At 63.2% G+C, this 12,400-nt stretch carries 9 protein-coding genes; 2 read left to right on the top strand and 7 right to left on the bottom strand.

All coding sequences use genetic code 11. The features are described 5' to 3' along the window. Positions 1 to 5 precede the first annotated feature (5 nt). Both flaF and V1293_RS35175 read right to left on the bottom strand, forming a co-directional pair. A complete protein-coding gene (gene flaF, locus V1293_RS35180; RefSeq protein ID WP_334516309.1) occupies positions 6 to 371 on the bottom strand; it encodes a flagellar biosynthesis regulator FlaF in 366 nt (121 codons plus the stop codon). 316 nt (positions 372 to 687) lie between these two features. Beyond that, positions 688 to 2,937, bottom strand: coding sequence for a DUF1522 domain-containing protein (locus V1293_RS35175; RefSeq protein ID WP_334516308.1), 2,250 nt, complete (start codon positions 2,935 to 2,937; stop codon positions 688 to 690). A gap of 311 nt (positions 2,938 to 3,248) precedes the next feature. On the opposite strand from V1293_RS35175, the gene flbT reads away from it, so the two are divergent. After that, positions 3,249 to 3,677, top strand: coding sequence for a flagellar biosynthesis repressor FlbT (gene flbT / locus V1293_RS35170; protein ID WP_334516306.1), 429 nt, complete (start codon positions 3,249 to 3,251; stop codon positions 3,675 to 3,677). Positions 3,678 to 3,750: 73 nt separating this feature from the next. Here flbT and V1293_RS35165 read toward each other — a convergent pair whose 3' ends face one another. From V1293_RS35165 to V1293_RS35145, 5 genes are all read right to left on the bottom strand, one after another. Further along, positions 3,751 to 5,628 carry a flagellar protein gene (locus tag V1293_RS35165; protein ID WP_334516305.1) on the bottom strand — a complete coding sequence of 626 codons (1,878 nt, stop codon included), beginning with the start codon at positions 5,626 to 5,628 and terminating at the stop codon, positions 3,751 to 3,753. Between the two features lie 7 nt (positions 5,629 to 5,635). Beyond that, entirely contained in the window at positions 5,636 to 7,516 is a 1,881-nt protein-coding gene (gene flgK, locus V1293_RS35160; RefSeq protein WP_334516304.1) for a flagellar hook-associated protein FlgK, read from the bottom strand. Between the two features lie 47 nt (positions 7,517 to 7,563). Further along, positions 7,564 to 9,372: a flagellar hook-basal body complex protein gene (locus tag V1293_RS35155; protein ID WP_334516302.1), complete on the bottom strand. Its 1,809-nt coding sequence runs from the start codon at positions 9,370 to 9,372 to the stop codon at positions 7,564 to 7,566. Between the two features lie 188 nt (positions 9,373 to 9,560). Next, positions 9,561 to 10,061 carry a peptide-methionine (R)-S-oxide reductase MsrB gene (msrB, locus tag V1293_RS35150; protein WP_334516300.1) on the bottom strand — a complete coding sequence of 167 codons (501 nt, stop codon included), beginning with the start codon at positions 10,059 to 10,061 and terminating at the stop codon, positions 9,561 to 9,563. Positions 10,062 to 10,124: 63 nt separating this feature from the next. Further along, positions 10,125 to 11,612, bottom strand: a complete 1,488-nt coding sequence (locus tag V1293_RS35145) for an NAD(P)/FAD-dependent oxidoreductase (RefSeq protein WP_334516298.1) — start codon at positions 11,610 to 11,612, stop codon at positions 10,125 to 10,127. A 94-nt stretch (positions 11,613 to 11,706) separates the two neighbouring features. Here V1293_RS35145 and V1293_RS35140 point away from each other — a divergent pair, with 94 nt between their 5' ends. Further along, entirely contained in the window at positions 11,707 to 12,261 is a 555-nt protein-coding gene (locus V1293_RS35140) for a SixA phosphatase family protein (RefSeq protein ID WP_334516296.1), read from the top strand. Positions 12,262 to 12,400: the final 139 nt, after the last annotated feature.

Raw genomic sequence — 12,400 nt, 5'->3', positions numbered from 1 at the left:
ACAGGTTAGCCGCGACCCGAAAGGCCGGCGGCGAGATTGCAATTGATGTCGATCAGCGACTTCAGCTTGGCCGGATCCGGATTCAACTGCATGTCGACGGTTTGTTTCATCACGAACACGCCGATGTTGGCAATGTTCTGCCGGACTTCCATCGGTTGAGGATTTTCATTCGTCTCCACGGCGCTCATGAAGATCGACCAGAGCCGGCGATTGAAGAGCAACGCATTGTGCATCGCTGTGTCGGGACCGTTCCAGTTGGACTGGACTTCCTGCAGTTGCCGTGCGGCCTTCAGCAGCGCCTGCGCTTCGATTTCACGGGGAGACGTCGTCGTTTGAGATGTACGCGCGTAGGCCTGGGCTGCATTAGACATTCACGAACCTCGATGGGAGCGGTTTTGCAGGACCGCGGGACTTCAGGAAAACTGCCTAACTTTCATACAGGTTGCGCCTTTAAATATGGTTAGCAAGCGTTACCGATTGTGTCGGCAGTCCGGCAAAAAAATCCATATTTGCGTCAGCATGCCGCCCATCACGTTCTGATGGAATTAAGATCGAAACCCAAATTCTTCGCTTCGGTGCTTTTCTTCATGCCGACGTTTTTCCTCCTCGAGCTGGAAGAAATTTTTGCCCGAAAAGAAAACGGCGGGGTTTCCCCCGCCGCCTTGATCGTTGACGTTAGCGTCCCGCTTAGCGCAGGAGCTGCAGCACGCTCTGCTGGCTCTGGTTGGCCAGCGCCAGCGCGGACACCGCGATCGACTGGCGGGTCGACAGCGCCTGGCTGTTCGCCGCTTCCTCGTTGGTGTCGGCCAGCGTCAGGTTCGACGAGCCGGTCTGCAGCACGTTGATCAGGTTCTTCGAGAAGTCCTGACGGATCTGCACGATCGACAGGTTCGAACCGAGGGTAGAAGCCTGCGTGCGCAGCTGGGTCGAGGCGCTGCTCAGGTCGGCAAAAACCCTGTTGGTGGCGGCGTTGTCGATGAAGTCGACGCCGCTGGTCAGGTTCGCCAGGCCGAGACCGGCGGCATCAAAGTTGACGCCGGTGATGTTCAGGGTCGACTTGCCGGTTTCGTTGAACGTCAGCTTGAGCTGATCGCCGCTGAGCAGGTTGATGCCGTTGAACGACGCGTCCTGCGCGGTGGTGGTGATCTGGGCCAGGATGCCGTTGAACTGGTTCACCAAAGTGGCGCGGGTGTTCTGGGCCTGCGCATCGGCGACAGGAGCCACCGCGTTGGTGAAGGACAGCACAGCCGTCACCGTACCGCCGATCGCGCCACCGGAGACCGATGACCCGAGCGTCGACGACGCATAGTCGTTAGCCGCCGAGATCGTGAGCTTGCCCGCAGAGTCGAGCGTGGCGATCAGGTTGTTGGCCTGCAGCGCCTTGTTCAACTGATCGAGGGTCTTGACCGTGCCGTTGGTGCCGTCGCCGAAGGTGACGTTGACCGCCGTGCCGCTATTGAAGGAGGAGAAGGTCAAGGTCTTGCCGTTGATGCCGCCGGCGGCGGAAGTGCGGGCCGCCGTGAACGCATTGTCGGTGCCGGTGTTGCCGCCAAGACCAAGCGCGCTCAGCGCGTTGCCGGTGCCGGTGATCGCCAGATCCTGGCTGGTGCCGGTCGAGATCTTCAGCGTGCCGTTGCTGGCGATCGACGAGGCGACCTGACCGGAAGCGGTGGCCACAGTGGCCGCGCCGCTCGCGTTCGTGGCGGTCTGCACGCCGGTCGCCAGGTCGACGGCCTTGAGCAGGTCGGCAATCGTGGCGGACTGGATGTAAACGGTCGAGTTTCCGTTGCCGTCGGTGACGACGTTGCCGCTCACGCCCGAGCCAGTCGGGACATTCGCCGCAGCCGGGGTAGCGCCGGCGGCGAAGTTGATGGTGTGGCCATTGACATAGAGCGACGAACCGGTCTGCAGCAGCGAGCCGAGCGTGTTGGTGTCGGTCGTGCGGGTCGCCTCGATGGTGGCCGTGCCCGAGCCGGTCGCCGGCGTGAGGCCGAGCGCGTTGAGAATGTCAGCCTTGCCGCTGACCGAGAGATCGGCACCGGTCGAACTCTGCAGCTTGACCGCACCGGCAGTGATCGACGAAGCCGTCTGGCCCGAGGCAGGGCTGGTGACCGTCGCGGCGCCGCTGGCGTTCACGGCGGACCGGACGCCGCTGGCAAGATCGATCGCCTGAAGCACGTCGCCCACCGTGGTGGCCGCGTTCAGGTAGACCTTCGAGTTGCCGCTGCCGTCGTTGACGACGTTGCCGCTCACGCCCGAACCGGCCGGAACCGCCGCAGCGGCTGGGGTCGCGGCTGACGTGAAGGTGATGGTCTTGCCGTTCACGGTGAGCACGTCACCGTCAACGAACTTGGTGGCGGCCTGCGTGGTCAACGCAGCGGTAGCGCCATAGATCAGCGTGCCGGTCGTGATGGCAGCCGCCGCGTTGTCGTTCACCGCCGTGCCGGTGGCAGCGCCAGAAACGCCGCCGAGCTTGGTGGTGCTTGCAGCCGCCGTCGCGCCGCCGGCCGCACCGGTGTAGAGCACGTTGCTGCTCGCGGTCGCGCTGGTGTAGCTCGTGGTGCCGCGCAGGTCGGCAGCCGTCGCACCGGTGATCGTGGTGGAGACGTTCGACTTGGTGGAGTAGCCGACCGCGCTCTGCAGCGCCTGGTTGGCGATCGACTTCGCGGTGTCGACCAGCTTCTGCAGCGAGGTGATGCCGTTGTTGGCCTGCTGCAGCACCTGCACGCCGTTGCCGATGCCGTCGAGCAAATTGTTGATGTCACCGGCGCGCGCGTCGAGCGACTGCGCGGTGAAGTAGTTGGTCGGGTTATCGAGGGCCGTGTTGACCTTCTTGCCGGTGGCAAGGCGGTTCTGCGTGGTGGCGAGCAGATCGGCGGTCGACTGCAGCGAGAGAAGGTTCTGGCGAACCGAAGCCGAAAGAACAATACCGGACATCTTTCATACCTTTCTGGTGTGAAATTAAAACGAGCCACTTTCCCGACCTCTCGATCAGGCGACGGCTCACTCTGAAAGCAAGTCTCTAAGAAAAAATGAATTTGGTCGGGCAAGTCGCTCGCAAAGACGATGAATTTGAAATTAATTCGACGCGTCCGAATCCACTCCGTATTCCTACGGATCGCCAGCGAAAAAGCTCCGCCAGACGGGCACTAATCGCATGTTCACCATTGGTTAACCATCATCGGGAAGGATGCCGAATCTGCCGGCGGGCAATCGACAACGCGAAAAGCGTCAAACGGAGAACAGGCATGGCCTTGAAAGTCGAGCTCAAACCGCACGAGCGAATCATTATCGGCGCCTGCGTGGTCACCAATACCGATCAACGCGCCAGACTGCTGATCGACGGTGACAGGATTCCGATCCTGCGTGAGAAGGATATCCTCACACCCGAGAGCGCCGACACGCCGGCCAAGCTGGTCTATCTCGCCGTGCAGCTCATGTACCTGTCACCGGATCCGATGGCGCACCATCCGACCTATTTCAGCCTCGTGCGCGACATCCTGACCGCGATGCCGAGCGCATGGCCCTTCATCGAAGGGATCAACAACTACATTCTGAACGGCGATCTCTATCACGCGCTGAAGGAATCGAAGAAATTGATCGGCCATGAGGAGCAGATTCTCGAGAGCGCCCGAAAGCTTCAGGCGTCCAATGAGCCCGACCGAAAGTCTGCATAACCACCACCACCTCGCCTGAACGAAAAAGGCCTCCGCAAGGAGGCCTTTTCATTTCTGAGCAGACAAGCGTTCGTCAGACCGGCAGGAACTTGGTCAGCGTGGTCTGGTAGAGCATCGACGTGGTTTGATACGAGGCCTGCAGGCTCGTCTGCAGCGCCAGGATCTTGGTCGCGACCTCGTCCTGGTTAATGCCCTCGATCTGGTCAAGCATGGTCTGCGCCATTCCCTTGAGTTGGGTCTGGCGGTCGGTCGAGGCCTTGATGGCGTTCTGTGCGCCGGCGAACTCCGCCTGCATGTCCTGAATCGATTGCTGGCCGGTCTGCGGCGCCAGGTTTGCCGAAATCCGCTGCTGCAGCGCGTTCACCTGCGCCTTCGAGTTCGGATTATTGGCATTGGTCGTGACCGCGGAATACACCGCGATGTTCTGCAACTGATAGCGCAACGCCTGCTCGTTGGCGCGCGCGCCATATTGCACCGTGATCGACTGGTCGATGCGTGCGATCGCGGTGCCCCGCGGCGGATCGGTACCGACTTCGCCGGTGTACCACGAGACGGTGTTGGCGGACGTGCCGCCGATCAGATTGGTGGCGGTGGCAAACGGCGGACCGTTGACACGCAACGGCGCCGGATTTGCACTCGCCGGAGCGCTGAAGCCCAGTGCCGCGAACGCGGCCGTGTTCGAACTGGAAACCGTCAGGCTGGCGCCGTCACCGCCGTGCAGCGCGATCACGCCGCCGGTGACGGTCGACGGCGTACCGGTTCCGCTGATCGAATCGATCTTTGCCAGCAGGGTCTGCACGCTGTCGGTGATGTTGAGCTGGTTGCCGGTCGCACCCGATGCGACGAAGGTGATCGGCGTGCCGTTCACCGTAATGGTATCGCCCGCCGCAAAGCTCGCGGCCAGCGAATCCGTTCCCGCAAGGCCCGAAAGCAACGTAGCGCCGGTGATCGGCGCCGGCACCGCGGCCTGATTGTTGACCGCAGCCCCCGTGACGGTGGCGGACGGATTGAAGAAATTGTCTGATGCCGCGATCGCGGATGCCGCCACCAGCGACGTGTCGCCCAGCGTCTGGATCGAAGACGTCAATGTGGCCTGCAGGTTCGCGGTGGTCGCAACCGTGTCGACGCCGATCAGAAACGAGCCTGTCGGCGGCGGATTCTTGGTCGTCGCGGTCAGCGCGATCGACTCGGTGGTGCCGTCGGGCAGGTTGAAGTTGAACGTGACCTTGTCGCCATCGTTCGGATTGACGGCGCCGAGATCGACGGTGACGGCCGGCGGCACACCGGCCGGCTGTGTCACGGTCGCTCCCGTCAGCGACGAACTGATCGAGCCAAGCTTCAAGCCGAACGATGAACCGTCTTCGGCGAGGCTGGTCACGGTGGTCGTCAACGGCGGCGACGAGACCGTCAGATGCCCCATGTTGCTGACGCCCTGATCGGCCTGACGCCGTTCGTTGATCAGTTGCTTCAACCCGGCCTGGGTTCCTATGCCGTCGAGCATGACGTCGGCCGGCACTGTCGCTGATGTGTCGGTGGTGCGTCCGGAAAACAGATAGCGGTCGCCGGTCTGGCTGTTGAGCAGCGACACCGCATTCGAGAACGCCGCCTGCGCCGTGATCTGGCCGGAGGTTTGACCGTTGTTGTTGAGCACGATGGTCGACGTACTGGCCGCGCTCTTCACCGACGTGCCGATGTCGGCCAAGCCCTGCAGCGCAAGGTTGACGACGTTGAGCCTGATATTGACGTTCTTCGCGGTGTCCGCATAGGAATCGAGACCGCTGACCTGGGCGCGCAAGCTAAGCGCAAAGCCGCGATTGGCGCCCTGCCCCGCATAGGTCGTCGAGACCCGGCCGCTGGCGAGTTGCTGCGTCAGATTATCGAGTTGCGCGCGGATATTGAGGATCGAGGTCCCGATATAGGATGTCCTGCCGTTAACGCCGTCAATAGACATGAAACCCTCACATGGCCTGGATCAGCGTGTCATACATCTGCTTGATGGACGACATGACGCGCGCATTGGCGGAATAGGCATTCTGCAGCGCGAGCAGATGCGCCATCTCGTCGTCGATATTGACGCCCGAGGTATCCGTCACCTTCTTCTGCAGGGTGTTCAGCACCACAGACTGACCGTCGGAAAGCTGCTTGGCGGCGGTTGCGGCTTCGCCCTGCTGGCTGATGAACTGCTTGGCGAAGTTGACCAGCGTGCCGGTGAACGGCGCGCCGGTGGTCCCGATGCCGGTCTGCGGCGAATAGCGGTAGTTGCCCGACTGCAGCTGCGTGAGAATGAAGTCGGAACGCGTGGTGTCGCCCGAAGGCGTCAGCGGGCTGGTGGAAAACACGATGGTACGCGAAGGATCGCCGAGCAGCCCGAGATTGACGCTGATGCGGCCCGCGAGACCCGTCTGCTGCGAACCGTTGGCGGTGAGCGCACCGGAAAACAGGCCGCCATTGTCCGTGAACAGCGGGAGCTGCGGGTTGCCGCTGGTGAGCGAGGACATCGTCGTGGTGACCGACGCCGCCAGTACATCCGAACGATTCGACGCGCCGTCATCCAGAACGCGCAGCGTGGAGCCGGACGGATTCGAAAACTGCAGATCGGCCGACCCGAGCGCGGCGTTGAGCTGGGAAACCACCGAGGCCATACCGCCGGAAAAATTGACGCCCAGCACTTCATCGTTGGGATCGAGGGTCGCGGTATTGCTCAGCGGCAGAACAGTCGGATCGTCGACCCGCACGATCGACAGGTTATGCGTAACGCCGGTGGTGTTGTCCTTGTAACTGACGTGAATGACGTTGCCGGACTGCAATCCCGTGAGATCGAGATCATAGCCGGCCTGCGGCAGCACGGAAGCGGGCGAAGCGGTGCCGGCCGTCGTCTTGTCCGACAATGCGCTCGCCATCGACGCGGCGAACTGGTCGATCTGCGCCTGCGCCTTCACCAGCGTGTTGTCGCGCAATTCGAGATAGGCCGCGATCTTGCCCGACCGAATCGAGTTGGTCGAGACCAGATCGTAGCTGCCGCCGTGCGGGAAATTGATCGCGATGGTGCCGACGTTGCTCTTGGTCGGATCGGTGTTGTACAGCGTGTTGGGCGTCATCGTGCCCTGCGGATTGAAGCTTAGCTGCGCAGCCTCGGTCCCGACCAGTTGCACGCCGGAATTCGTGAAGACGGTCACCTGGTTGAGGTCGTTGACGACCGTTCTGATGTCCATCAGACTCGACAGTTGAGTGATGTACTGGTCGCGCTGATCCAACAACGACGCCGTCGCCGCATCGGTCGTGCCGTTGTTCTGGAGCTGGTTGTTGATGAACGCGATCTGGGCCATCGCGTTGTTCGCCGTAACGATGGAATCGTTGATGCCCATCTCGGCATTGGCGCGAAGGCTCTGAATCCCCTGCGTCGCCGCATTGAGCGTCTGCGCCATGGTCTGCGCGGCGCTGACGGCGCCGATCCGCGCCGACTGCGAGTCCGGGCTGGTCGACAGGCCCTGAAAGGCGGTCAACAGCTTGTTGAACGAGTCCTCGATGGTGCCGGTCTCGGCCGGATTTCCGTAGACGTTCTGCAAATTTTGCAGGAAGGTCGAGCGGATATCGGCATAGGCCGCGCCGGAGGTTTCAGTCCGCAGTTGCGTCTGCAGATACTGATCGAGCTGCCGGTCGACGCCGTGGAGCAGAACGCTCGAGCCGTAATCGCCGGTCACGCCGGCGGACTGGATGATCGACTTCCTGACGTAACCGGGCGTTTCCGCGTTGGCGACGTTCGATCCGACCAGCGCGATCGCGGCTTGCGTCGCGCGCAGGCCGGACATTGCGGTGGAGAGAGCTTGACTCAAACCCATGACTAATTGCCCATCTCAAGACGCATCGCGAACGGCCCGCCGCGCAATCAGCGCAGCACGTTCAGGAGGTCCTGCACCATCGTGTTGGAAGTGGTGATCACCTTGGTGTTGGCCGAGTAAGCCTGCTGGGTGACGATCAGCTTGGTGAACTCGTCGGCGATATCGGTGTTGGATCCTTCCAGCGACGAGCCGACGATGGTTCCGGCCTTGCCGAACAGCGCCTGTCCGGATGCGTCGGTGACTTCGAACGCGCCGCCATTGACGCGCTTGAGGAAGTTGGTGCCGTTGAAGGTCGCGACCGAGATTTCGGCGAGGTCGAGGTTGCGGCCGTTGGAATAGTTGCCGACGATTCGGCCGTTGGTGCCGACGCCGACGGACTGCAACTGGCCGGCCGGGAAGCCGTCCTGCTGGATCTGGTTGACCTGCACGTTGCCGTTGGCGTCCGCGAACTGGGTGACACCGCCGGTGCCGAAGTTGATGACGGGACTGCCCAACGAGACGCCGTTGACGACGGCATTGGTGAGCTCGATGTTCGGTACCGCCGGCGTCATCTGGCCGGAGGCCGAGAAAGTGAAGTTGGTGTTGACGTTCTGCCACGCGACCTGGGTGCCGGTTGCGTTGGGATTGACCTGGTAGAACAGGTTCCAGGTGTCGGTGTGACCCGCACCAAGCGAGGCGCTGTCGACCTTGGCCCAGCGGAACTGCAGGTTCACCGGAGCGCCCGAGACGTCGTAGGTCGTGACCGCACCACCCGCTATCGACTCGGCGAGGAACGTCGAGTTGTCGTTGCCGACGACCTGACCGGTGCCGACGCCGCCGCCGCCGCCGCGCGTCGCCGTCACGGTGCCGGTAAAGCCGAGGGCAGCCCAAGCTGCGTTGTTCGAACTTGAGATCGTGAGGTTGTTGGCGGTGCCGGAGTGCAGCGTGATCGAGCCGGAGGCGATCGTGGACGCGACTGACGTTCCCTGGAGCGCGTCGATCTTGCCCAGCAAGGTTCCGATGTTGTCTGTGATGTTGATCTGGTTGTTGCCGGCGGCGCCTGACGCCATGAAGGTGATGGTTTGGCCGTTGACCGTAATGGTGTCGCCCGCGATGAAATTGGAAGAGATCGAGTCGGTACCGGCGGCGCCGTTGAGCAGGGTCGCGGCTGTGTTCGCCACCGATGGCGTCGCTTTGTTGTTCTGCGTGGTGCCGCTCCTGGTGGAGTCGGTATAGGGCGCCGCAGGCGTGCCGAGCGCCAGCGGATTATGTCCGGCGCTGTACGATCCGGGCACGATCAATTCCGATCCGGGCACGGAAACGTCATGCTTGGTGGTCAGCGGATAGCTGGCGAGGTTGGCGCGGTAGTCGATCCTGGTGGTTTGCTGCGCCGGCAAAAAGTCGTTCTGGAATCGGAGGACCTGCGGCGAACTGCCGGAAGGGTTGCCTGTGGTCGGGTCGATCGGCACGCCCTGCAGGTAATAGCCGGCGCCGTTGACCAGATAGCCGCTCTTGTCGAGCTGGAAGTCACCGCGGCGGGTATAGCGGTCGACGCCATCGAACACCGGCGTGCCGTCGGTGAAGTTGCCGGGCTTCTGCACCGCAAAAAAGCCGTTGCCGTTGATCGCCATGAAGGTCGCAACCGAGGCCGTCTGCACGTCGCCCTGCACCGAGTTGGTGGAGCGCGATTGCGTGGTGACGCCGCCCGCGAGTTGCGCGGTCGCTGAGGTCTGCGGAATCAGATCGAGGAAGGAGGTGTCGACGCGCTTGAACGCCGTGGTCTGCGAGTTGGCGATGTTACCCGAGACGTTTTCCAGCGCGTAGGAGTTGGCGCGAAGGCCGCCGACCGCGGTGGTGAGTGCGCCGAAGATACCCATGACATGTTCTCCAAATTCGATCCGGGCGGCTCGCCGTTCCAGGGAAACCGAGGCCGCGTCGGGAGAACATGTCGCAAGCGTTGTGCCAAACTATAAACTCAATAGAAATCAAAGGCTTAATAAAAAAGCCCCGGTCCGAAGACCGGGGCACATTTGCCGGGCGGGCAACAATTGCCGAGCGCAAGCCGCTATGAAGCCTGTGGCCCTGCCGGATGAAACACTAGCCCAAACCCGTCGATGCAATAGCGCAATCCGGTCGGTTTCGGCCCGTCGTCGAAGACGTGACCCATATGTCCACCGCAGCGGCGGCAGTGGACTTCCGTGCGCGTCATCCCGAACGTCGTGTCCTTGGTTTCGCCAAGGGCATTCTCGAGCGGCTGCCAGAAGCTCGGCCAGCCGGTGCCGCTCTCATATTTGGTGTCCGAGGAGAACAGCGGCAGATCGCAACCGGCGCAGGCAAAGACACCCTTGCGTTTTTCTTTCAGGAGCGGGCTCGAACCCGGCCGCTCGGTGCCGTGCTTGCGCAGGATTTCATACTGCTGCGGCGTGAGCTGTGCGCGCCATTCGGCGTCGGTCTTTTCCACCTCGAATTTCTCGGCGGCTTGCGCCGGCGTGGTGCGCAGCCAGCGGAATGCGGCGAGGCCAAACAGGCCGGCCAGGGATGCGAGCAGGATACGGCGGTCGATCATGGAAATCTCCGTGCGAGGCGGGCGTAACGGTTCGCCATCAAGTACGGCCCACGGGCGCCGACGTTACACGGATCCGTCCCGGATTTTCTCACTTTCCTGCGAGGGAGCGGGCAATATCCGGCCGTCCTGCGCTCCTGCCGGCTGCGGAGGCTGCGGGCGCACCGGACGCGGCCCAGCCGGCGGATGCCGCGGCGGCCTGGTTCCGGCCTGCCGGTTGGCCTCCGCCAACCGCGCCTCGCGCACGCGTTCCCGGGCGCGGGCGCCTTCGCGGTAACGGGCCAGCGCGCCGGCCGCGGCGGAATGGCCCCGCCCCCACAAGCCGATCAGATGGCCGGCGGCGCGGCCGGTGGCGCCGCCCGCCCACACCAGTTCGAACGGCGAGAACAGTTTCCAGCGTTCCTCGCCCCACAGGATGCTGCGCGCAATCACCTGCCCCGCCATCGCCGACGTGTTCAGCCCATGGCGGCCGAAGCCGCTCGCAACCCACAATCCTTTGCGCAGCTGGCCGATCTGCGGCATGCCGTGCACGGTCACGCCGACCGCGCCACCGAACACGTCTGATATCGGCACCTTGCCGAGTTGGGGGAAGATAGTGGCAATACGGCGCTGGATGACGGGTCCAAAGCGGCGCGGCCGCGCCTCCCAGGTGGTTTCCGGGCTCGCCCACATCAGCCGGTCGCCGTCGACGATCCGGAAATGGTCGATGCCGTCACTGTCGGCCACCGACCCCTTGAAGGCGATCACCTCGCCCAGCCGCCCGCCGAGCGGCTCCGTTACCGCCGCATAGCGCCAGACCGGCAGCAGCGTCTCCGACAGACGGCGCAACGGGGCGCCGAGGTGAACGTTGCCGGCCAGCACGATGTGCGAGGCGCGCAGCCGTGCCGACGGCGTCACGATGCGCTTGCGAATTCCCGACGGATCGATGCTGACGACGGGCGTATCCTCGAAGATGCGCGCGCCCGCCCGCCTCGCCTGCGCGGCCAGGCCATGGATATATTTGCGGCCGTCGATCTGGAACGCGCGCGGATAATAGATGCCGTGGAAATAGCGCGCGGTCCCGAGCTGATCGCGAACGCGATCGACCTGCCATCCCTCGACCTCGGTCTCGAAATCCTCGCTCAGCGTCTGCAGCCGGCTGATCAGCGTTTCGCCGGCGTCGACATTGGAGACCTCCAGCGCGCCCTCGGTCAGCGTAATTCCCGGCATCGCTTCTTCGGTGGCGGCGGCGCGAACATAATCGGCGCCCGCCTTCGACATCGCCCACAGCTCGCGCGCGTCTTCCAGGCCGACGCGCTCGATCAGGTCGCCGATCGGAAGACTGTAGCCCGGCATGACCGTGCCGAGTTGATGGCCGGACGCGTTCCAGCCGACATGCCGGCCCTCGAGCACGGCCACGCTGGCGCCGAGGCGCGCGGCCTCCAACGCCACCGTGAGGCCGGCAAGTCCGGCTCCGACCACGCAAATGTCAACATCCAGGTCGAATGACAGACGCGAGCGAAAAGGCGCGTCGTCGTCGGGGCCGTTGGCCGCACTTGTGAAAGTCTCGGGCATGGCGTTTCTTACGGACCGCTGCAGCGCTTGTCACCTTGTCCGGGACATGAGCCTGTAGATTAGTCGAGACTAAGACCGAATCGAGATCGCGCCCATGCGCCGTTTGATGCTGCTGCGTCACGCCAAGACCGAACACGACGCGCCTTCGGGCCATGACCAGGATCGCCGTCTCGACGAGCGCGGCCGGCTGGATGCCGCCGCCATCGGAACCTGGATCGGCCGGCATCCACCCTTTCCCGACGCCGTTCTGGTTTCGACCGCGGTGCGGGCACGCCAGACCTGGGAGATCGCGCGCGATGCGATGAAGGATGCGGTGCGGGAACGGCTTCCGCAGCCACAGGTCGAACTGCTCGACGAGATTTACGGTGCCGAGCCCGCGCAGCTCCTGCGGATCATCCGTATGGCCGAGGTCATCGATCCCGCGCGCTTGATGCTGATCGGGCACAATCCCGGCGTGCATGAGCTGGCGCTGATGCTCGCCGGCAGCGGCGACGCGGCGGCGAAGAAATCACTCGAAGACAATCTGCCAACCGCTGGCCTGGCCATCCTGGATTTTGCGATCGACGACTGGAGCGAAGTGGCATTCCGCCGCGGCAAACTCGTGCGCTTCACCAGCCCGAAATTGCTGAAGCAGGCGCTGGACGATTGAGGCTGGCGGACATCCCCGCCCCGCCATGCTAAGCTCCCCCACGACGCAGATTTCGAGCGAATTGAGAACAAGTTCGCGTAAAAGAAAACACGTCAAAACAAAAGGCTAGAGCCCGATCCTGATAAGTCAGGACCGAACC

Source organism: Bradyrhizobium sp. AZCC 1693 (assembly GCF_036924745.1).
Taxonomy (GTDB): Bacteria; Pseudomonadota; Alphaproteobacteria; order Rhizobiales; family Xanthobacteraceae; genus Bradyrhizobium.
This window is presented reverse-complemented; position numbering and strand designations above follow the sequence as displayed.

What these genes read in the sequence shown, in the direction of transcription:
- flgK (WP_334516304.1), bottom strand. Translation starts at nt 7,516, where the DNA reads ATGGGTTTGAGTCAAGCTCTCTCCACCGCAATGTCCGGCCTGCGCGCG.
- flbT (WP_334516306.1), top strand. Translation starts at nt 3,249, where the DNA reads ATGGCCTTGAAAGTCGAGCTCAAACCGCACGAGCGAATCATTATCGGC.
- V1293_RS35145 (WP_334516298.1), bottom strand. Translation starts at nt 11,612, where the DNA reads ATGCCCGAGACTTTCACAAGTGCGGCCAACGGCCCCGACGACGACGCG.
- msrB (WP_334516300.1), bottom strand. Translation starts at nt 10,061, where the DNA reads ATGATCGACCGCCGTATCCTGCTCGCATCCCTGGCCGGCCTGTTTGGC.
- V1293_RS35140 (WP_334516296.1), top strand. Translation starts at nt 11,707, where the DNA reads ATGCGCCGTTTGATGCTGCTGCGTCACGCCAAGACCGAACACGACGCG.
- flaF (WP_334516309.1), bottom strand. Translation starts at nt 371, where the DNA reads ATGTCTAATGCAGCCCAGGCCTACGCGCGTACATCTCAAACGACGACG.
- V1293_RS35155 (WP_334516302.1), bottom strand. Translation starts at nt 9,372, where the DNA reads ATGGGTATCTTCGGCGCACTCACCACCGCGGTCGGCGGCCTTCGCGCC.
- V1293_RS35165 (WP_334516305.1), bottom strand. Translation starts at nt 5,628, where the DNA reads ATGTCTATTGACGGCGTTAACGGCAGGACATCCTATATCGGGACCTCG.
- V1293_RS35175 (WP_334516308.1), bottom strand. Translation starts at nt 2,937, where the DNA reads ATGTCCGGTATTGTTCTTTCGGCTTCGGTTCGCCAGAACCTTCTCTCG.